Here is a 19,374-nt window from a genome sequence, read left to right on the forward strand (position 1 = left end):
GGCCTCTAGGGTCGTGAGGGCGATGCGCTTTCGTTACCTCAAGGCTTGACTTTCTTCCCTCGACAGAGTTATTTTCTCTAAGTGAGCAATGAAGCCGTAAGCCGATTCGATGAAGCGACCTCTGTGCGTGCGCAGGTCTTGACCATGCTGCGTGACAGCGGTCCGTTGCCCCGAATTGAACTCGCCCGCCGCGCTCACCTCAGCCCCACCACCATCACCCGTGCCGTCAGCCAACTCGTTGACGAAGGCGTGATCGTCGAGGGCAACTCGATCTCACCCACCAAACTCGGTCGGCCTGCCACCGAGATTTCGATCGTCCGCGACGCGTTCGTCGTCGTCGGCGTTCAAGTGGGTGTTGGCTTCGTTCAGCTCGGTCTTATCGACCTGCTGGGTGGGACCGTGGCATCCAGCTCGCTCAGCTATGACATTGAGACCCCAGCCACGGAGGTCATGGTGGAGGCCGCGACCGCGATTAGTGAACTTATAGCGGCATCGGAATATGACCAGTCGATGGTCATCGGAGTTGGCGTGGCCGTTCCTGGTCCCGTGGATGTCGCGGGCCGAAGCATCCTGCTCCCCATCAACCTCGACTGGCGAGATGTTCCCGTCGCCGACATCCTCGAACCGCTCACCGGACTCCCCGTCACCGTAGAGCACAACGTTCGCTCAATGGCGCTCGCCGAAGCCCGCTTCGGTGTCGCCAAAGACCTCGGCAGCGTTGCATTCATCTACTTGCGTACGGGCCTCGGCGCCGGCCTTGTCGTTGAGGGGCAGCCCTTCGCTGGCGGCGTGCGTGGGGCCATTGAACTCGGTCATCTGCACGTTATCGACAACGGCATCGACTGCGTCTGCGGCGGCAACGGATGCCTCGAAACCATCGTGAGCGAAGGTGCCTTGCAGCGCCAGCTCGCCGAAGCCGGGCTCTCGAGCAACGGCGGGGGAGCACTCACCGCGCTGTACGCCGCAGCGGACACGAACGAGACCGCGCGAGCATCCATCGACTCGATCATCACCCAGTTGGCTACCGCAACATCGGCCATCGTCAACCTGCTCAACCCCGACGTGATTCTGCTGGGTGGCGCGCTCGCCGAGGTGCCCGAGGCTTTCTTCGAGCGCCTTACCGAACAAACCCGCCAGCAAGTGTTTCCGCTCATCCGCCCCCTCGTTCGTATCGAGCCATCGTCGCTCGGCATGTACGCGGGAGTGCTCGGAGGCGGAACCGCCGCGCTTGAACGCTATTTCTACATCTAGACCACAACTTCTCCATCACACCAAGAGGACCGGACAATGACGTCGAACAGGAACGTGACATGACAGCTCGAAAGGCCGAACCAGAGGCCCTGACCATGGCAACACCGACAGCCGTCGCAGAGGACACCGAAAAGGGCGAGCGTTCTCTCAAAGGGCTGTACGTCATCACGTTCTTCCTCGGGATCGGGATTTGGACGCTGAGCGCGGTACTCTCGCGCAACGCACTCATCCCGACGCCGATTGACGTTGTTGCCAGCTTTGCTGAACTCATCGCCGACGGAACCCTCTGGGGCCACACCGTAACGAGCCTCAGCCGAGTTACGACTGGCTTCCTGCTCGGAGTGGCTTTGGCCATTCCGGCCGGCTTCCTCATGGGCTGGTACTGGCTCGCGCGTGGATTGCTCGAGCCGTGGATTCAGTTCTTCCGCACCATCCCGCCGCTCGCGCTCATCCCGCTGGTCATCGTGATCCTCGGAATCGGTGAGACCGCCAAGATCTTCGTGATCTTCCTCGCGGCCTTCCTCTCCTGCGTGCTCGCGACCTTCCAGGGCGTGCGTAACGTGGACATCACCCTCATCAATGCGGCGAGAGTGCTGGGTGCCAAAGACTTCACGATCTTCACCCGCGTTGTCATTCCGGCATCCACCCCGTTCATTTTCGTCGGAATGCGCGTCGCGCTCGGTGCCTCGTGGGCGACCCTCGTGGCCTCGGAGCTGATCGCAGCCCCGACGGGTCTTGGACGGATGATGCAGCAAGCCGCCCAATTCTTGCAAACCGACCGCATCGTCGTCGGCATCATCATGATCGGTGCGCTCGGCTTCATCATGGACCGTTTGCTTCTTCTCGCCGAACGGCGACTTACTCGCTGGCAGGAGACTCGCTAATGCCTCTCATCTCCATCAAAAACGTCACCAAGATCTACAACACGGAGCGTGGCCGCACAGTCAGCCTCGACAATGTCAGCCTGGATGTCGAGCAGGGTGAGTTCATCACTCTCGTCGGGCCAAGTGGCTGCGGCAAGTCCACGATGCTCAACCTCGTCGGCGGCTTGCTCATGCCGACCTCGGGTCAAGTGCTCGTGAACGACGAACCCGTCAAGGGCCCCGGCCCCGACCGCGGCGTGATCTTCCAGCAGTACGCACTGTTCCCATGGCTTACCGCTCAAGAAAACGTTGAGTTCGGGCTTCGCCTGCAGAAGGTACCCAAGAAGGAGCGGGCCGAACGCGCCATGCACTACTTGAGCCTCGTCGGTCTCCAAGACTTTGCCAACGCGCTGCCCAAGGAGCTTTCGGGCGGCATGAAGCAGCGTGCGGCAATCGCACGGGCCTATGCCGTGCATCCATCAGTACTGCTCATGGATGAACCATTTGGTGCCCTCGACGCCCTCACCCGGGTACAGATGCAAGACGACCTGCTCGAGACCTGGGAAAAAGAAAAGCGCACCGTCGTGTTCATCACCCACGACGTTGACGAGGCCGTGTACCTCGCCAGCCGCGTGGTTGTTATGAGCCCCCGCCCCGGTCGCATCAGCGAAATTATCGACGTTCCCCTCGCGTATCCCCGCGGGGAGGAGATTCGGCTCTCTCCCGAGTTTGCCGAGATCCGCGCCAGAGTCTGGCGCGGAGTGCACCACCACGAATGACTCCACCAATCATCTCCAATCACAGGCAAGGACGCCCCATGAAGAAGAAAATGCTCGGCGCGGCAGCAGTCGCCGCAACATTTGCTCTCGCATTGACCGGTTGCACGACAGATGCCGGTAGCAACGAGAGCGGCGAAGAACTCGTCGCCATCAACGTCGGCTACATCGACACCAGCATCAACGGTGTCGGCATTATTGCCGTCGCTAATGACCAGGACCTCTGGACCAAGGCTGGACTCGACGTCAACCTCGTTCCCTTCACCAATGGTCCAACCCAGATTCAGGCCATGGCCAGTGGATCGCTTGACGTTGGTTACATCGGTGGCGGCGCCATGTGGATGCCCGCCTCAGGCCAGGGCACCGTTATCACGCCCAACGAGAGCACCTTTGGTGACTTCCTCATCGCTTCGCCCGAGTCGGGTGCAACCGAGATGGCTGACCTCAAGGGACTCAAAATTGGTGTTCCGGATGGCGGATCGGGCGAAATGATTCTCGCGCTTGCCCTCGAAGAAGCTGGCCTCACCGAAGCTGACATCGAGCGCATCCCGCTGGACCCGCCGAGCGTCGTTTCGGCATTCGTTGCTGGCCAGATCGATGTCGCAGCAATCTTCTCGCCCTTGAGCGACCAGATCTTCGAGTCGGTTCCTGACGCTCAGGTCATTGCTAACAACGTCGACTTCCCCGAAACCGAGTTCCTCGGAGCCTGGGTTGCCTCGAACGATGCGATTGCCGACAAGAGTGAAGCGCTTACCCGCTTCCTCGAGGTATTCATCGAAGCGAACGACTACCGCATTTCGGACACCGAAGACACTGTCGCTCTGTCTGCTGCTCTCTCGGGTGCTCCCGCTGAACAGCTTCAGAGCCAGGCCGACGGCCTCGAATGGTGGACGTCTGACCAGATCTTGGCTGACAACGCCGACGGATCAACGTACGAGCGTTTCGGTTCCTTTACGCAGCTGTTCCTTGACGTCGGTCGCCTGACGGCGGACGAAGCTGCAGCACCAGAGGACTTCATCAACGTCGACCTCTTCGCCGCAGCCAAAGACAACCTCAAGTGACCGGTCGGCTAGGGACCGGTGCTCCGGTCCGCTTAGGGATCGTGGGCGCCGGCTTCGTAGCCGACTTCTACCTTCGAGCACTCGGCAGCATCCGCGGGCATGACGTCACAGTTGTTGCGGCACGCTCGGCGGAGTCGGGGGCAGCATTCGCGGAACGCTTCGGCATTCCGGTTGTTGTTTCCACTGTCGCTGAACTCGTGGAGCGCGACGATGTCGACGTCGTCATCGTCGCGCTCCCTCAAGACCAACACGTTGCGGTCGTTGCCGCTGCGGCGGCGGCAGGCAAGGGCATCATTTGCACCAAGCCACTCGGCCGTAATTCAGCCGAAGCTGCCGAATGCCTGCGCCTCGTTCGCGAAGCCGGCGTCTGGCATGCCTACGCCGAAACCGAAGTGTTCGCTCCGGGCCTCGTGAAAGCGAAGGAACTCGTGGATGCTGGCGCCGTTGGCCGAGTGACCTCGGTTCGAGCGCGGGAATCTCACGGGCATCCGCACAAGCACGCTCGCGATGTTTCGCGATCGGGCGGCGGACCACTGCGCGCTCTCGGCTGCCACTGTGTAGCCATCGGGCGCTGGTTCATCGGCTACGACACCGCTCCCAAGGAAGTCTTTGCGTGGGGTGCACGGCTCTCGCGCGACGACGTCGACACCGAAGACACCGCTGTGGCGCTCATTCGCTTTGAGGATGACCGTATGGCTCAGGTCGAGGTGAGCTGGGGCCACATCGCCGGACTGGATGTGCGCAACGAGATTCACGGCACCGCCGGCTGGATCGGCACCGATGAAACCGGCGAGACGGGCATCCGTGCCTTCGCGGGAAACCCCGCCGACTATGTCGTCGAAAAAGCCGGAGCAGCCACCGGCTGGATCACCCCCGTGCCCGACGAGCCCTGGGTGTACGGCTACCACGCAGAACTCACCCACTTTGTGGAGTGCTATCGCACCGGCGTCGAGCCGCGCCAAACCTTTGTTGATGGCTACATCGACAACGCAATCATTGATGCCGCCTATCGCTCCATGGAGGTCGGAACTTGGGTTCCGATCGACATGTCCGCGATCTAACGCAGCACGCTGAACGACGAAAGAACACTAATGACTGAGAAAGCCACGCGCCGCCCCAACATCGTGATGATCCTCACCGATGATCACGCTTCGCACGCCATTGGTGCGTATGGGTCGGTCGTGAACCAGACACCCCGCATCGACGAGATCGCGCAGTTGGGATGGAAGCTCGACAACTGTTTCGCAACCAACTCGCTGTGTTCGCCGAGCCGGGCATCCATTCTCACGGGGACATATAGCCACATCAACGGTGTCAGCACGCTCGTGACTCCGATCGATGCGAGCCAGCCGACCTTCGTCTCTCAGCTGAAAGACGCGGGCTACCGCACAGCCATAGTCGGCAAGTGGCATATGGGCGATGGCGGAGAAGCTGACCCCCAGAACTTCGACTACTGGGATGTGCTCATTGAGCAGGGCGAATACTTCGACCCGAAATTCTTGAACCCGGATGGGCTGCGCACCGTTCCCGGCTACGCCACCGACGTGATTACCGACCTCTCGCTCAAATGGGTCGACGAGCTCGAGGGCGACGACCCCTGGTGCGTTCTGATTTACCACAAGGCACCGCACCGCCCGTGGGAGCCTGACGAGAAGCACGCCGGAATGTACTCCGACCCGATCCCGGTGCCTGCCACCTTCACCGACGACTACGAAACGCGCACGTCATCCGCTCGTCGGGCCGCGATGCGCATTGCCGAGAACCTCAATGAAGCCGACCTCAAGCAGACACCACCCGAGGGGCTCACCTACGACGAGCTCGCCCTGTGGAAGTACCAGCGCTTCATGGAGGACTACCTTGCGTGCGTCGCTTCGGTCGACGACAACGTTGGGCGGGTGACCGACTGGCTCAAAGCGCGCGGCGACTTCGACGACACCCTGCTCATGTACAGCTCGGATCAAGGCTTCTTCTTGGGTGACCACGGTTGGTTCGACAAGCGCTTCATGTACGAAGAATCGCTGCGGATGCCGTTCGTGCTCAGCTATCCAGCTCAGCTGGCGGCGGGCAAGTCGTACGAGGGCATCGTGACCAATGTTGACCTTGCGCAGACGATTCTCGACGCCGCCGGCGTAGAGCACCACCCGCGCATGCAGGGTCGTAGCCTCTGGCCCGACCTCATTGAAACTCCGGATGTCGAACCCGCCGAGGGCATGTACTACCGCTACTGGGAGAACGACGATGTCTTCCATCGCGCGCCCGCCCACTACGGCTACCGCACCGACCGCTACAAGCTGATCTTCTTCTACAACGACGGATTGGGTGTGCCAGGAACCGGGCCATTCTCTTACCCTTCCGAGTGGGAAATGTACGACCTCGAAACCGACCCCGACGAGCTCAACAACGTTTACGGAACGGCTGAATACGCCGAGGTCGAAGCAGATATGAAGGTCAAAATGTGGAAGGCGCAGGCCTCGTTCAAAGACGAGCCGCACCCCAGCCAGCCGAAGCCGGTCGGTATCTAAAGAATTCTTTGAAAGTTTTTTCAGGGCACGTGTCGATTAGGCACGTGCCCTGCGTCATGTCAGTGAAGGGCAGGAAATTCCGGCCCCGAAAGGACAAGATGATGCTGAATCTGCTGGCGATCGCAATCGCCACCGTCGCGGGGATGCTCGTCGGGTGGGCCTGGTTTTCACCGGCGCTGCTCGGTAAGCCGTGGGCGGCGCGAGCCGGGATAGAGCTGGCGGCGAAGACTCCCGGGTGGGCTTATCTGTTGGCGCTTGTGGCCACGGCTATAACGGCAACAGTGCTGGCGCTTGCGGCAGCGATCGCGCACGACCAGCTTGGTGGCTCGTTTCTGACCGTGACGCTGGCGGTGGCATCCATTACCTGGCTCGGTTTTACCGCGTCGCGTAACGCCGTCGAGTATCTTTTTGAGAAGAAGTCCCCGACGCTGTTTGCGATCGATATGGGTCATCAGCTCGCAGTTCTCATCGTCATGTCCGTTGTTATTGGCCTCTTCGGCCACACGTCACAGATCGGTTAGGGAAAAACCATGCAGTACATGATCCTGATTCACTCAGAGCCCATGGACGGACCGAACCCGGGAGAGCCCGGCTTCGACGAGATGATGGCGCCGTGGATGGCCTACAACCAGAAGCTCATCGATGGCGGCCACTATGTCGCCGCAGATCAGTTGCTGGGCGTCGAGACGGCGACCACGATTCGTCGCGCTTACGGTGCCGGCGACACGATCATCGACGGTCCTTTCGCTGAAACCAAAGAACACTTTGGCGGCTACTACATTGTGGAAGCCAAAGATCTGGATGAGGCGCTTGCGCTTGCTGCCGAGGTTCCGATTCCGGCTGGCTCGCTCGAGGTTCGCCCGGTGGTGCCCTCGTAGCGTGCCTGATAACTCAGAGGCGGTCACCCGCCTAGCGCGTGAGGAGAGTGGGCACGTGCTCGCTCTTCTCACGCACCGCTTCGGGCTCGATGTTGCTGATGAGGCAGTGCAGGACGCGCTTGTCGAGGCTCTGAACTGGGCCGTAGTGCCTGACAGGCCCGCAGCCTGGCTCTACACGGTGGCGCGTAATCGCGCGGTCGACCGTGTGCGGCGCGACGCTGCCGCCGCGCGACGTCTCTCGCGCTCAGCCCCTGATCTTCTGTCTGTCGCCGAGCACAACAGTGGTGGCTATGGCCCCGATGGTAACGGCGAGGAGGTGCCCGAATTGATTGACGACGCTCACTATTCGGGCGACGAACACCTGCGGTTGCTGCTGCTCTGTTGTCACCCGGCACTGAGTCGAGACACCCAAGTGGCGCTGACCCTCCGACTTGTCGGCGGCCTTACGACGGCGGAGATTGCCGCGGCATTCTTGCTGCCCGAGCAGACCCTTGCGCAACGGATCGTGCGGGCGAAGCGCAAGATCCGCGACGCGGGCATCCCGCTCGGCATCCCCGAAGACCTCACGTCGAGAGTCGATGCCCTGCTCACCGTGGTGTACCTCATTTTCAACGAGGGCTATCTCTCACGGGGGAGTGCGGCTGGCGCCCGCATCGACCTCGTGGAGGAAGCGATTCGCCTCACAATCACCGCGCGCGAATTGCTGCCGGGCAACCCCGAAGTCGAAGGCCTGCTGGCGCTCGAACTCTACGCTCGCGCCCGCCACGACATTCGCTTTCGCGGCGACGAACTTGTTCTTCTCGAGCACCAGGATCGTACTCGCTGGGATGGCGAGCTCATCGAGCAAGCGAACGGGCTCCTGCGTAGTGCGCTCGCAGGCCTGCAGCCGGGGCCGTTTCAAACCCAAGCAGTCATCGCGCGCCACCATGCCACCGCGCGCACCGCCGCTGACACTGACTGGCCGGCCATCGCATCCGCCTACGCCGTGCTGCTGGCGATGACGAGCGGATCGCCCGTAGTGGCACTCAATCGTGCCGTCGCGGTGTCGATGGCCGACGGCCCTGACGCGGGTCTGCGCTTGCTCGCCGAGATCACCGGCCTTGAGAACTATCACCTGTATTGGGCCACTCACGCCGAGTTGTTGTTGCGTGTGGGCGATGCGGATGCCGCGGCGAAAGCCTTCGCCAAAGCGCGCGAACTGGCCACGAATGCCGCCGAGCAGCAGCACCTCGATCGGCGTATTGCGCAACTGCCCGGCTAGCTCCAGCGGAGTTCCGCTTGCTCGGCAGTGAGGGCAGCTAGGGCCGTTTGGCCGCGGGCGTCGGCTGCGCGTAGTGATGTTCGCCGTTCGCACCCTTCTCCACGACATCCCGGATGCGGGCGGCGCGCACCGCTGGCGTCTTGATGCCGGTGAGCCGCGCATAAATCTGAAAGCGCTCACTGCGGGTGAGGCTGGCGTGAAACTCTGCCGAGGCCGGGTTTGCGTCGAGGGCGGCCTGCAAGTCTGGGGGAGTCGTCATATTCTTCTGGCTGTAGGCCGCATCCCAACGGCCGTCGGCTTTAGCTCGTTTAACTTCGGCGAGGCCGCCGGGCCGCATCTGGCCCTCCTCGATGAGGCGAGCAACATGGTCGCGATTTACTTGAGACCACGGGCTGTTCTTGCGGCGCGGGGTGAACGCTTGCAGCGTGTAGTCGTCGTCGAGGCGTGCCATCTGGCCGTCGATCCACCCGAAACATAGGGCAACGTCGAGCGCTTCGCTCCAGGTGATCCCAGTAGCCTTCGATAGTTTCTTGCGCAGCTTGAGGCGCACGCCCTCGAGCGAGGGCTCGTTCTCGAGGTAGGTGGTCCACTCGGCGATGGTGACGTCGAGGATGGGTTTGTCGGCGAAACTGGCCATGTGATTACTGCCTTTCAGAGGGGTGACCAAATGTGGACCGGTCGTGATCTTTGGCTCAGTTGAGGTGGGGCTTCTCCGGCCGTGGAGGAGCGGGCGGTAGACCGACACTGAAAATCCGGTCGAGTAGCGCAATTGTGCGGTCGGGGAGCGCATCACCGGGGTAAAAGTTCTCGTAAAGCTCCTCAGCGGCCGCAACGGTCGCTATGCCGTTGAGGGAGAGCAGCTTTGCGATATCGTCTGGATCTCGGCCGGGCCGCGCCGCTGCGAGCTTCATTGCGAGGAGTGCATCCACCGGGGCGATGGCGACCGAAATGCTGTCGTCGTCGAACACCGGTTCCCAGTGGATTGCATGGCCAAGGTTCGGGATGAAGATCGCAGCGCTGTTGTTGAGCCAGTCGTGAGGCCATCCTCGTGCGGTTGCGATCTCAGCGACGATCGGCAACAACGGCTCTATCGGGTGGATGCGTGCGTCGATGTCGGCGGTAGTATCTCGGTCGAAGTGAGCGAGTCTAAGCGCTGCTCCGCCAACGATTCGAATGGAAACGTGCGATAGCTGCCGCTCCTGAACCGCACGAACGAGGTCGCGCAGACCTTCGATGAGATCGTCGCGTTCTAGCTGCATCCTTAGACACTCTCCAGCGTCGCGCGCTCAAGCAACACATTTCTCCGCAGAAACTCTTCGGGAACGTTTGCGATATCCGGCGCGAGATCGTAGTCGCCCAAGTGCGATGACAGCGGGGATGCGAGGGTGCGTAATGGTGAATTGATCCACGCCGGTTTGGGGGACGAGGCCACGCTTAGTCGGTGATCGACTAGCGCGGCTAGTGCGGCATCCCAGAAGTGGTCTGCGGTGGTGGGGGGCTCGCTTGCGGTGAGAAGAATGCGGTCGATGTCGGTTGCGCGCGCGAGACTGTCAGAGAAGTCAAGGAATGCGCGAAGTGCTGAGGCGTGGGATGTCGCTGTGGCGATGCGTTCGGCCGTTTCAGTTGCGTCTACGCCAGAAGCAGAGACGGCAATGAGGCGGTGTCCCATCTGGCGGAGCAAACGTTCCAAGGTTTCAACAGTGGGGATCCGCTTGCCGCTCTCGATTGAGGAAACGTTGGGCTGGCTGATGTGTGAGCGTGCAGCGAGCGCGCCCTGCGTGACACCGCTTGCGCGGCGGGACGAGCGGAGCAGGGTCGATGCGGTCATAAGAACCTCCAGCGCAATTATATCGAATTAGATATATCTGTCTACAGGGTGTCTTTGCCGCGTGGCGACCGCGGTGATACTCCTGCTCGCTGAACAAAGACTGATTCGTTGCTGGGCGCGAATCAGGCGTTGAATAGACCCATGCGAGCTACTTACATTTACGGCGCCGGCGATGTCCGCGTCATCACTGCCCCTGACCCCCAGCTCATAGAGAGCACTGACGCGGTCGTTCGCATCACCCGCGCGTGCGTCTGTGGCAGCGATTTGCACCCTTTCCATTCGATGCCAGCGGATGCGGATGCTCGCCCCATCGGTCACGAATTCATCGGCGTGGTCGAAGCGCTCGGCAAAGACGTTGCCACGCTCACGGTCGGCGACTTCGTCATCGCTCCCTTCGCCTACTCCGACGGAACCTGCGAGTTCTGCCTCGAAGGCCTCCAGACCTCGTGCATCCACGGCGGCTACTGGGGAAACGGCGGTATCACGGGTGGCCAGGCCGAAGCCGTGCGCGTGCCCTACGCCGACGGCACCCTCGTGAAGGTTCCCGGCACCGTCGACGAGTCGCAGTACGCCGGCCTCCTCACGCTCTCTGACGTCTACGCCACCGGGTGGCACGCCGCCTACAAAGCTCGTGTCGCTCCTGGCCAGACCGTTACCGTCATCGGCGATGGCGCTGTCGGCCTCCTCGCCGTGCTTTCGGCCAAGCAGATGGGTGCTGAGCGCATCATTCTCATGGGCCGCCACAAGGCACGTACCGACCTCGGCATCCAGTTCGGTGCCACGGATGTCGTAGCCGAGCGAGGCGAGGAGGGGATCGCCCAAGTGCGCGAACTCACCGGCGGCACGGGAAGCCACGCGGTTCTCGAAGCCGTCGGCTTCATGCCCGCGTACGAGCAGGCCCTCGGCGTTGTTCGTGCTGGCGGAGTGATCAGCCGCGTTGGCGTTCCCCAGTACGAAGATGCCCCTGTCGGACGCGGGAGCCTCTTCGGCAAGAACGTCGGCCTCATCGGCGGTGTAGCCCCCGCGCGCGCCTACATCGAACAACTGCTGCCCGGAGTACTCGACGGGACCGTGAACCCTGGCCTCGTCTTCGATCAGACAGTGAAGCTCGAGCAGACCCCCGACGGCTACACCGCGATGGATGAGCGTACCGCTCTCAAGGTGATGGTCGACCCGACGTAGCCTCGCAGTCGTTAGATATTCCCCATCGCTGCCCCGCATCTTTTCCGTGTCGGGTGGCGGTGGGGAAAAATTTTGCTTGCTTTTCTCTCCATCGGAGAGTTGCTCTCTTTTGGAGAGTTAAGCCCTGTTGTGGAGTAAAAGAAGTGGATGCGGTGAAAAGTATGGCCAAGCCAGAGTTTGACCCCTTCAATCAGCAGTGCCCCTCGCGCAAAATGCTCGACCAGATCGGTGGTCGCTGGACTGTCCTTGTGGTTGGTGCGCTCGCTGAGGGGCCCCTGCGTCATTCGGGGGTCGCTGAGCGCGTTGACGGCATCTCGCAGAAGATGCTGGCGCAAACCTTGCGGGGCCTCGAGCGTGACGGACTCGTCACGCGCACCGCGTATCCCGAAATGCCACCGCGCGTTGAGTACGAACTCACTGACGCGGGGCGCTCTCTTATAGCCCCCGTGAAAGCTCTCGAAGAGTGGGTCAAGGGGCACATGCATGGCGTCCTCGCCGCGCGTGAAACCTATGACCAGGCCCACCCTCCCGTTAACCGTCTCGAAAGGACATCCTCATGACTTCTCTGCCTACCATCGCCGTCACTGGCTCCACCGGAAACCTGGGTTCAATGGTTGCCCGCAACATTGCGGATGCCGGAACCGCCCAGCGACTTCTCGTACGCACTCCCTCCAAGGCTCCGCAGTTGCCTGCCGCTGCCGTCTCTCCCTTCAGCTACAGCGACCGCGAGGCGACCATCGCCGCACTTGAGGGTGTCGAGACTGTTTTCATGGTGTCGGCGCCCGAAGGGGACGAGCGACTCGATCAGCACCGCACCTTCATCGACGCGGTGCGCGATGCGGGTGTTCGCCACATCGTCTACACATCGTTCATTGACCCGAGCCCCGAATCCACCTTCACGCTGGGGCGGGATCACGGTGTCACCGAGCAGTACATCATCGATGCCGGCCTCAACTACACCTTCATTCGCGACAACTTCTACCTCGACTTCATGAAGTTCCTCGTGGGCGACGACGGAGTCATTCGTGGCCCCGGTGGCGACGGACGCATCTCCGCTGTAGCCCGCGAAGACATCGCCCGAGTGATTGCCACCGTGCTGCAGAACCCCGCCGATCACGTCAACGTGCACTACGACATGACCGGTCCGGCGGCGCTTTCGCTGACCGAGATTGCCGAAATTCTAAGCGCCCACCTCGGTAAGACCATTACGTACCACGACGAGACGATCGAAGAGGCGTATGCCTCGCGCGCGAGCTTCGGTGCTCCCGAGTGGGAAGTGGAGTCGTGGGTATCCACCTACACCGCCATCGCCTCCGGAGCCCTCTCGGGATTGAGCGATGCCGTCGAGAAGATCACGGGGCGTGCGCCGATGTCACTCGCCCAGGTCCTGAAATCCGCCGAGAAGGAGTAACAACGATGTATGTCTTAATTACGGGAGGCCACACCGGTCTCGGCCTCGGTGTCACTAAGAGGGCGCTCGCCGCCGGCCACACCGTCGGGCTCATCATTCGCTCCGAGGCACGCAAGCAAGAAACGATCGCGCAATTCTCCGAGCTCGCACCGGAAATCGTCGACGGCATCCAATTCTTCTACGCCGACGTGAGCGATCAGAGCCAAGTGCGAGCGGTGGCTGCAGAGATCACTGCGGCGTGGCCGCGGCTCGACCGCTTGTTCAACAACGCGGGGATCCTGACCGCATCGGGGCGCTCCTCCGGGCAAGGCAACGAGCTGCACTACGAAATCAACACTCTCGCGCCGGTCGTTCTCGCCGAAGCCCTTAAGCCGTTATTGCTGAAGTCGGGCGACGCGAAGGTGATCAACACGGGAACGGGTGGCATGCAGCGCAACAAGCTCAACGTCGGGCCGCTCGTGGGCACCACCACACAAGCCGGGATGCTCACCTACATGCAGTCCAAGCAGGCCGCGATGCTCCTGCTCAACAACATCACCGAGTCTTGGCCTGGCGTAACCTTCGTGACGGTCGATCCCGGGTCACGACGAACCGACATGACGCGAAACGGGGATGCCCCCGCGATCATCACGAAGTTCTTGAGTCGGTTCTTTGGGGACCCCGATGTCGGATCGCAGCGCATTTACGACGCCGGATTCGCCGAGCAGTTCACCGGTGCCAGCGCCGTCTACATCACGGGCAACAAGATCGCCGCGGTCAGGCACGGGATGAACGTTGAGCAGAAGCGGGCGCTGCTGGCAGGCATCAGCGGCTAGGTTCGGGCCTTCACGCTCGTCGGCGAGAGACCGTGTGTCACGAGCCGGTGCCGAGGCGGATGCCCTCCCCGGTATCGACGATAGCGCCGTGTACTGTTGTGTCGTCAGCTGGTCGCGCGTTCACGAATCCCAGTGGAGAGCGGCCTCAGCCACAGGCTTATATTGCGAGGTAACTCTATGAAGGCAGCATTTCTCTACGGCGCGGGCGACGTGCGAGTGGAAACGGTAGCGGACCCGGTGATCCAGCTTCCGACAGACGCCGTCATCCGGGTTGTTCGTGCCTGTGTCTGCGGCTCAGACCTGCACCCCTATCACACGCGTAAGCCAGGCCCGATTGGTGCTCCGATGGGCCACGAGATGGTCGGCATCGTTGAGGAAATCGGCTCTGAGGTCTCCACGGTGAAACGAGGAGACCTCGTCGTCGCCACGTTTACGTACCAAGACAACACCTGCGTCTTTTGCCAAGAAGGTTTCCAGACCTCCTGCCGCCACGGCGGCTTTTACAACAAACCCGAAGTCGGCGGCTTCCAAGCGGAATACGCGCGGGTGCCGCAGGCAGACGGCAGTCTGGTGGCAGTGCCGGGCGTCGACGAGAAAAGCGAACTGATTCCGTCGCTTCTCGCTCTGTCCGATGTCTACCTCACCGGTTACCACGCCGCGCATATGGGGCGGGTTGGTGCGGGACAGACGGTGACGGTGATTGGCGACGGAGCGGTCGGACTGTCGGCCGTGCTGGCATCAAAGAAGCTCGGGGCCGAGCGGGTCATCCTCATGGGGCGGCATCAGTCGCGCACTGATCTCGGTGTCGAGTTCGGGGCTGACGAGATTGTGGCCGAGCGCGGAGAAGAAGGAGTCGCCCGCGTGCGCGAACTCACCCGCGGCGAGGGTAGTCACGTCGTTATCGAGGCGGTTGGCCACTTCCCGGCATACCAGCAGGCGCTGGGGTCCGTCCGCGTGGGCGGCACGATCTCACGGGTCGGCGTTCCCCAGTATTCCGAGGCTCCCATCGGCTGGGGTTCTCTGTTCAGCCGCAACATTACGCTCACGGGCGGACCTGCCCCCGTGCGCGCCTACATCGAATCCGCGCTCCAGGACGTGCTCGACGGCTCGATCGTTCCGGGTCGTGTCTTCGATCGCGTCGTGGGTATCGACGACGTTGCGCTGGGATACGCCGCCATGGACTCCCGCGAGAGCCTCAAGGTGATGGTCGCCTTCTAGGCCCCGAGCTGGATTCTCGCTAGCGGGGCCACGGAGCGTGGTCTCGTCAGCGGGACCACGACTGAAGGGCGATGATCGCCCGGTCGAGGTACTCATCTCGAACCGTCACGGCAAAGCGCACGAATTGCGTGCCGCTCGGACCGTAGAACTCGCCGGGCGAGACAAGCACGCCGATGTCGGCAAGCGCCATCGCGGTATCAATTCCGCTTTCGCCCCGCGTGGCCCAGAGGTATAGGCCGCTTTCCGATCCATGAATCTCGAGTCCGGCTGCCTCGACGGCAGTGCGGAGTCGCTCAAGTCGTGCGGTGTAGAGATCGCGCTGCTCGACAACATGCTCGTCATCAGAGAGGACTGCGCTGAGTACCTGCTGCACGGGCGCAGGAACCATGAGGCCTAGGCTGCGGCGTTTCGATGCAATTTTGCCGATCAGCTCTTCGTCTCCGGCCACCATGCCGCCCCGGTATCCAGCCATGTTCGACTGCTTACTTACCGAATAGCAGGCGAGAACCTGGCTCATGTCGTCGCCGACCACTCTCGGGTCGAGGATGGACGGGATCCGCTCCCCGTTGCGCTCGTTCAACACGGCGTAGCACTCGTCCCCGACGATCACAGCACCGAGCTCGCGAGCTCGGGCGACAGCACGACGCAACTCCTCAACGGTCAGGGTCTGGCCGTCGGGGTTGCGAGGGGAGTTCAGCCAAATGAGCTTGGTCGCCTCAGGCCACTTGGCCGGATCGTCCTCAGCAACGACGCTGGCACCGACAGCGAGCGCCCCCGCTTCATAGGCGGGATAGGCAAGCGCGGGGCGTACCACTACGTCGTCCGCGCCAAGCCCGAGCAAGAATGGCAGTAAACCCAACAGCTCTTTAGAGCCGATCGTGGGCAGCACACCCTCTCGATTGAGAGTGACACCGCGGATGCGATCGAACCAGTTCACCATCGCGTCACGCAACTCGACGACCCCAATGGTCAAGGGATAGCCAGGTGCGCCGCCCGCTGAAGCCAGCGCATCGACAAAGACTTGCGGCGTCGGGTCGACAGGGGAAGCGGTCGCGAGGTCGGCAAACCCGCCCGGGTGGGCGACTGCGCGACGGCGAAGCTCAGCCGACACCTCCATCGGTGACGGAGTCACAGGAGCCGAAGACCCCACGGAGGCGCTCACGCGACAACTCCGGAGCGGCGAATCGAGAGATTCGACACTGCCCGGGAATGGGGCGATCGGGCTCCGGCGTAGTTGAAGTAAGCATCCATGTCACCTATCCAACCAGAGCTTCCTATGAAACACATAAGCGAAGACACGCTATCGGCGTTATTCGCACCAGCGGAGCGATCAGCCGTGTGGATATTACTCAGCATGAGGAAGATCGGTCCGACGTGGCCGACGCGCGGCATTCCCGCCGATGGCCGCTGGTTAAACAGCGATGTCGAGGACAGCTAGGGTTAAAATAACCCCGACTGCCCTCGACATCTTTGCTGGGCCTCCTGTCGGATTCGAACCGACGACCCCCGCTTTACAAGAGCGGTGCTCTAGCCAGCTGAGCTAAGGAGGCTTGGGCCAACGCCCTATTTTAGACATGACTTCACCTATGCTCCCAACCAACCCGCGCAGTCGCCGTCGCGCGCTCGCTGGAATCATTGCTGCAATCGTCGCTGGAGCCCTTGTTGCAGGCCAAAGTCGCATCAATGGGGAGCTTGCGGTAGAACTTCACGATTCGACTCTCGCGGCGCTCATTTCGTTCGGATCAGGGCTCGTTATTCTTACTCTGATCGTTCCTTTTGTGCCGAGCGCACGCGCTGGATTCCGTACTCTGGGCACCGAAGTCAGAAGCAAACGCTTGCCCTGGTGGTATCTCACCGGCGGAACCTTTGGCGCGTTTTTCGTGCTCACTCAGGGGCTCGCAGCAACAGCCCTCGGCGTAGCGCTGTTCACGGTCGCCGTGGTGGCGAGTCAAACGATCAGTTCCGCGGTCATCGACCGGGTGGGAATCGGCAGTCTGCAGAAGCGCCCCGTTACTCCGCTGCGGGTGGCGGCATCCGCCCTCGCTGTGGGCGCGGTCATTTTCTCGGGGCTGTCCGATCTGCGCCTCGATGGGCCATTCCTGCTGGTCTTCTTGCCGCTCATTGCAGGCTTCGGGATCGGATGGCAGCAAGCCATCAACGGTCACGTGCGGCATGTGACGCGTTCGCCGCTCACCGCGACCTACGTCAACTTCATTGCGGGCACCTCGGTGCTGGCCATCGCGGCAATCGTGTTTGGCTTCATCGGCGGCTGGCAGCACGAGTTCCCCACCGACCTGACGCTGTATCTCGGGGGAGCGATCGGTGTGATCTTCATCATCGTTGCCGCGGTGCTCGTGCCCATCACCGGAGTGCTGTTCTTCGCACTCGGTTCGATCGCGGGGCAGTTGCTCGGAGCGCTCGCCCTCGAACTTCTCTTGCCCACAGACAACGATGGGGTGGCACCAACCACCATAATCGGCGTGGCACTCACCCTCATCGCGGTGGTGATCGCCTCCCTCTCGGGCAAGCGACCACCTAAAACGCTGCTGTCGAACTAGTCCTGCTCGTCAAACTCCAGAGAGCTCGAGTTCAAGCAGAAACGGTCACCGGTCGGAGTCTGGTGGGCATCATCGAACAGATGCCCGAGGTGTGAGCCACAGGTTGCACAGACAACCTCGGTGCGCACCATTCCCAGTGAGCGATCTTCGCGAAGCTCAACGGCATCCGGGTTGATTGCTTCATAGAAGCTGGGCCATCCCGAACCGGAGTCAAACTTGGTGTCGCTCGTGAACAGCTCGGCGCTGCAGGCGCCACAACGGTAGGTTCCCGCACGCTTCTCATCGAGAAGGGCGCCAGACCACGGACGGTCGGTGCCGGCTTCACGCAGCACTGAGTACTTGATTCCGAGCTCGTCGCGCCATTGCTCGTCAGTCTTAGTCACCTTGTACGTCATGTGGTCTCCTCTATTCGTGAGCTTTCTCTGCTCAGTACATTAAACTCGGGGATGTGCCTATTGATTCCGTGATCGCCAAGTCTTGGGGCGAATTAACAACATCCGAGCTCTACTCGATCATGAAACTGCGCACTGACGTATTTTTTGTTGAGCAAAAAGTCGACGAAACCGAACTTGATGACCGCGATCAAGAGGATGCCACCCGTCACTACTGGCTCGCAGACGGTGACGATGTCGTGGCTTATATCCGCGTTTTGTTCAACGAGACCGCCGAATACCTTGACGGTCACCGCGTCATCGGCCGCGTTGTCGTGCGCGACGACCACCGCGGCGAGGGCCTCGCCCGAATCATCATGAAGCGCATCGTCGAAGATTTTGGCGGCGAAGGGATGATGTTGCACGCCCAGGACTACATCGTGCCGCTCTACGCCAAATTCGGATTCGAGTCCTTTGGTGAACTGTATGAAGAGGCCACCATCATGCATCAGTCCATGTACCGCGCAGGTCGCTAGTGCGCGGCCTCAACGTTTGCGTGCTCGGCCCCGCCGCGCTCATTCTCACCGCGGTTCTCATTGCGCTCACGCCGATGACGAGCGGAGCCGCAGAGCAACGGCAGCCGCTGTCTGTCAATGGTGACCAGACGGCAGCCGCGACCGACTCGCCAGGCGCGACCAACACTTCAGAGACGATAATCGCCGCCGACGGCACTGTGTGTGACGTAACGGATGCCGCCATCACCTGGGGCCTCAAAGAGTCGCTGCGGTCGTACATCAGCGGCACCATCGCCAACGGCGAGTGGACGGTGAGCGACGGCGCCACCTACGAAACGCCCGACTTCGGTTGGACGGCAGGCTCCGGCCAGCTCGACGCGGGCAGCGGCACTCTCGCATTCGACGGAAGCCTGCGCCTCACCGGCCACGATGGCATCCTCGACACCACCCTCACCGGCCTAGAAATTGTGTTCGACGGCAGCACCACAGCGAATCTCGTCTTCGATGTCTTCGGAACGACGCAAGAAGGTCTTCCCGTTGACGAAACCGACGTTGAGTTCGCCACGATCGACGTGTCAAGCATCACGGTAGCCGCTGGCACCGCGCTGCTCGAGAGTGCGCCCGTCGTTCTCACCGAAGCGGGTTCCGACGCCTTCGGCACCTATCCCGCCGGCGAAGAGCTCGACCCCATCACCGTCACCTTTAGCGCGACCCCTGACTGCATGCCGCAACCGCAGGATGTCAACCAGGCACTTCTGAGCGCTCTGATCATCATCGGAGCCATCATCGCCATTCTCGTAGCGATTGCCATCGTGCTGGTTCTTGGACGTCGCCGCCGGCGCAATCGCGCCGAAGCAATGTAGC

Annotated in this window: 22 protein-coding genes and 1 tRNA gene; 17 read left to right on the plus strand and 6 right to left on the minus strand. The window is 61.7% G+C overall.

Annotated elements, in window-relative coordinates; genetic code table 11:
* Positions 1–81 precede the first annotated feature (81 nt).
* From I6E74_RS04710 to I6E74_RS04750, 9 genes are all read left to right on the plus strand, one after another.
* The gene (locus tag I6E74_RS04710; protein WP_197123398.1) at positions 82–1,251 is read left to right on the plus strand and encodes an ROK family transcriptional regulator; all 1,170 of its coding nucleotides are present in this window, start codon (positions 82–84) and stop codon (positions 1,249–1,251) included.
* 59 nt (positions 1,252–1,310) lie between these two features.
* Entirely contained in the window at positions 1,311–2,135 is an 825-nt protein-coding gene (locus I6E74_RS04715; RefSeq protein WP_231604468.1) for an ABC transporter permease, read from the plus strand.
* Entirely contained in the window at positions 2,135–2,893 is a 759-nt protein-coding gene (locus tag I6E74_RS04720) for an ABC transporter ATP-binding protein (RefSeq protein ID WP_197123400.1), read from the plus strand. The genes I6E74_RS04715 and I6E74_RS04720 overlap by 1 nt, the downstream gene beginning before the upstream one ends.
* Before the next feature lie 38 nt (positions 2,894–2,931).
* Entirely contained in the window at positions 2,932–3,951 is a 1,020-nt protein-coding gene (locus I6E74_RS04725; RefSeq protein ID WP_197123402.1) for an ABC transporter substrate-binding protein, read from the plus strand.
* Positions 3,948–5,012, plus strand: a complete 1,065-nt coding sequence (locus tag I6E74_RS04730; protein ID WP_197123404.1) for a Gfo/Idh/MocA family protein — start codon at positions 3,948–3,950, stop codon at positions 5,010–5,012. The genes I6E74_RS04725 and I6E74_RS04730 overlap by 4 nt, the downstream gene beginning before the upstream one ends.
* A gap of 30 nt (positions 5,013–5,042) precedes the next feature.
* Positions 5,043–6,473: a sulfatase gene (locus I6E74_RS04735; RefSeq protein WP_197123406.1), complete on the plus strand. Its 1,431-nt coding sequence runs from the start codon at positions 5,043–5,045 to the stop codon at positions 6,471–6,473.
* A 98-nt stretch (positions 6,474–6,571) separates the two neighbouring features.
* Positions 6,572–6,994 carry a DUF1761 domain-containing protein gene (locus tag I6E74_RS04740; protein WP_197123408.1) on the plus strand — a complete coding sequence of 141 codons (423 nt, stop codon included), beginning with the start codon at positions 6,572–6,574 and terminating at the stop codon, positions 6,992–6,994.
* Between the two features lie 18 nt (positions 6,995–7,012).
* Entirely contained in the window at positions 7,013–7,351 is a 339-nt protein-coding gene (locus tag I6E74_RS04745; protein WP_231604469.1) for a YciI family protein, read from the plus strand.
* A gap of 55 nt (positions 7,352–7,406) precedes the next feature.
* Positions 7,407–8,612, plus strand: a complete 1,206-nt coding sequence (locus tag I6E74_RS04750) for a DUF6596 domain-containing protein (protein WP_307784378.1) — start codon at positions 7,407–7,409, stop codon at positions 8,610–8,612.
* 37 nt (positions 8,613–8,649) lie between these two features.
* Here the strand turns inward: I6E74_RS04750 and I6E74_RS04755 are convergent, their stop codons facing one another.
* Genes I6E74_RS04755 through I6E74_RS04765 form a run of 3 tightly spaced genes read right to left on the minus strand, consistent with a single transcriptional unit; the run spans position 8,650 to position 10,440 of the window.
* Positions 8,650–9,249: a YdeI family protein gene (locus I6E74_RS04755; RefSeq protein WP_197123414.1), complete on the minus strand. Its 600-nt coding sequence runs from the start codon at positions 9,247–9,249 to the stop codon at positions 8,650–8,652.
* A 55-nt stretch (positions 9,250–9,304) separates the two neighbouring features.
* Entirely contained in the window at positions 9,305–9,871 is a 567-nt protein-coding gene (locus I6E74_RS04760; RefSeq protein ID WP_197123416.1) for a hypothetical protein, read from the minus strand.
* 2 nt (positions 9,872–9,873) lie between these two features.
* On the minus strand, positions 9,874–10,440 hold the full coding sequence (locus I6E74_RS04765) for a helix-turn-helix domain-containing protein (protein ID WP_197123418.1): 567 nt from the start codon (positions 10,438–10,440) through the stop codon (positions 9,874–9,876).
* Between the two features lie 141 nt (positions 10,441–10,581).
* Between I6E74_RS04765 and I6E74_RS04770 the strand changes: the two genes are divergently transcribed.
* The 5 genes from I6E74_RS04770 (at position 10,582) to I6E74_RS04790 (ending at position 15,066) form a co-directional block, all read left to right on the plus strand.
* Positions 10,582–11,622, plus strand: coding sequence for an alcohol dehydrogenase catalytic domain-containing protein (locus I6E74_RS04770; protein ID WP_197123420.1), 1,041 nt, complete (start codon positions 10,582–10,584; stop codon positions 11,620–11,622).
* A 161-nt stretch (positions 11,623–11,783) separates the two neighbouring features.
* Positions 11,784–12,182: a helix-turn-helix domain-containing protein gene (locus tag I6E74_RS04775; protein WP_197123422.1), complete on the plus strand. Its 399-nt coding sequence runs from the start codon at positions 11,784–11,786 to the stop codon at positions 12,180–12,182.
* Entirely contained in the window at positions 12,179–13,033 is an 855-nt protein-coding gene (locus I6E74_RS04780) for an SDR family oxidoreductase (RefSeq protein WP_197123424.1), read from the plus strand. The genes I6E74_RS04775 and I6E74_RS04780 overlap by 4 nt, the downstream gene beginning before the upstream one ends.
* A 5-nt stretch (positions 13,034–13,038) precedes the next feature.
* On the plus strand, positions 13,039–13,848 hold the full coding sequence (locus I6E74_RS04785; protein WP_197123426.1) for an SDR family NAD(P)-dependent oxidoreductase: 810 nt from the start codon (positions 13,039–13,041) through the stop codon (positions 13,846–13,848).
* Between the two features lie 177 nt (positions 13,849–14,025).
* Positions 14,026–15,066: a zinc-binding dehydrogenase gene (locus I6E74_RS04790; protein WP_197123428.1), complete on the plus strand. Its 1,041-nt coding sequence runs from the start codon at positions 14,026–14,028 to the stop codon at positions 15,064–15,066.
* A 46-nt stretch (positions 15,067–15,112) separates the two neighbouring features.
* Here the strand turns inward: I6E74_RS04790 and dapC are convergent, their stop codons facing one another.
* Both dapC and I6E74_RS04800 read right to left on the minus strand, forming a co-directional pair.
* A complete protein-coding gene (gene dapC, locus I6E74_RS04795) occupies positions 15,113–16,228 on the minus strand; it encodes a succinyldiaminopimelate transaminase (RefSeq protein WP_307784379.1) in 1,116 nt (371 codons plus the stop codon).
* A gap of 314 nt (positions 16,229–16,542) precedes the next feature.
* Positions 16,543–16,616: transfer RNA gene (locus I6E74_RS04800), tRNA-Thr, on the minus strand.
* A 36-nt stretch (positions 16,617–16,652) separates the two neighbouring features.
* Here I6E74_RS04800 and I6E74_RS04805 point away from each other — a divergent pair.
* Positions 16,653–17,624, plus strand: a complete 972-nt coding sequence (locus tag I6E74_RS04805; RefSeq protein WP_197123430.1) for a DMT family transporter — start codon at positions 16,653–16,655, stop codon at positions 17,622–17,624.
* Here the strand turns inward: I6E74_RS04805 and msrB are convergent.
* Entirely contained in the window at positions 17,621–18,019 is a 399-nt protein-coding gene (msrB, locus tag I6E74_RS04810; protein WP_197123432.1) for a peptide-methionine (R)-S-oxide reductase MsrB, read from the minus strand. The genes I6E74_RS04805 and msrB overlap by 4 nt on opposite strands.
* Before the next feature lie 53 nt (positions 18,020–18,072).
* Between msrB and I6E74_RS04815 the strand changes: the two genes are divergently transcribed.
* Positions 18,073–18,531: a GNAT family N-acetyltransferase gene (locus I6E74_RS04815; RefSeq protein WP_307784380.1), complete on the plus strand. Its 459-nt coding sequence runs from the start codon at positions 18,073–18,075 to the stop codon at positions 18,529–18,531.
* The gene (locus I6E74_RS04820) at positions 18,531–19,373 is read left to right on the plus strand and encodes an HtaA domain-containing protein (RefSeq protein ID WP_197123434.1); all 843 of its coding nucleotides are present in this window, start codon (positions 18,531–18,533) and stop codon (positions 19,371–19,373) included. The genes I6E74_RS04815 and I6E74_RS04820 overlap by 1 nt, the downstream gene beginning before the upstream one ends.
* Position 19,374: the final 1 nt, after the last annotated feature.

This window comes from Salinibacterium sp. SWN139, from assembly GCF_015864625.1.
Classification (GTDB): domain Bacteria; phylum Actinomycetota; class Actinomycetes; order Actinomycetales; family Microbacteriaceae; genus Rhodoglobus.

Coding starts and splice junctions, on each gene's coding strand:
- I6E74_RS04715 (WP_231604468.1), top strand. CDS start 1,311: ATGACAGCTCGAAAGGCCGAACCAGAGGCCCTGACCATGGCAACACCG.
- I6E74_RS04720 (WP_197123400.1), top strand. CDS start 2,135: ATGCCTCTCATCTCCATCAAAAACGTCACCAAGATCTACAACACGGAG.
- I6E74_RS04725 (WP_197123402.1), top strand. CDS start 2,932: ATGAAGAAGAAAATGCTCGGCGCGGCAGCAGTCGCCGCAACATTTGCT.
- I6E74_RS04735 (WP_197123406.1), top strand. CDS start 5,043: ATGACTGAGAAAGCCACGCGCCGCCCCAACATCGTGATGATCCTCACC.
- I6E74_RS04740 (WP_197123408.1), top strand. CDS start 6,572: ATGATGCTGAATCTGCTGGCGATCGCAATCGCCACCGTCGCGGGGATG.
- I6E74_RS04745 (WP_231604469.1), top strand. CDS start 7,013: ATGATCCTGATTCACTCAGAGCCCATGGACGGACCGAACCCGGGAGAG.
- I6E74_RS04755 (WP_197123414.1), bottom strand. CDS start 9,249: ATGGCCAGTTTCGCCGACAAACCCATCCTCGACGTCACCATCGCCGAG.
- I6E74_RS04760 (WP_197123416.1), bottom strand. CDS start 9,871: ATGCAGCTAGAACGCGACGATCTCATCGAAGGTCTGCGCGACCTCGTT.
- I6E74_RS04765 (WP_197123418.1), bottom strand. CDS start 10,440: ATGACCGCATCGACCCTGCTCCGCTCGTCCCGCCGCGCAAGCGGTGTC.
- I6E74_RS04770 (WP_197123420.1), top strand. CDS start 10,582: ATGCGAGCTACTTACATTTACGGCGCCGGCGATGTCCGCGTCATCACT.
- I6E74_RS04775 (WP_197123422.1), top strand. CDS start 11,784: ATGGCCAAGCCAGAGTTTGACCCCTTCAATCAGCAGTGCCCCTCGCGC.
- I6E74_RS04780 (WP_197123424.1), top strand. CDS start 12,179: ATGACTTCTCTGCCTACCATCGCCGTCACTGGCTCCACCGGAAACCTG.
- I6E74_RS04785 (WP_197123426.1), top strand. CDS start 13,039: ATGTATGTCTTAATTACGGGAGGCCACACCGGTCTCGGCCTCGGTGTC.
- I6E74_RS04790 (WP_197123428.1), top strand. CDS start 14,026: ATGAAGGCAGCATTTCTCTACGGCGCGGGCGACGTGCGAGTGGAAACG.
- I6E74_RS04805 (WP_197123430.1), top strand. CDS start 16,653: ATGCTCCCAACCAACCCGCGCAGTCGCCGTCGCGCGCTCGCTGGAATC.
- msrB (WP_197123432.1), bottom strand. CDS start 18,019: ATGACGTACAAGGTGACTAAGACTGACGAGCAATGGCGCGACGAGCTC.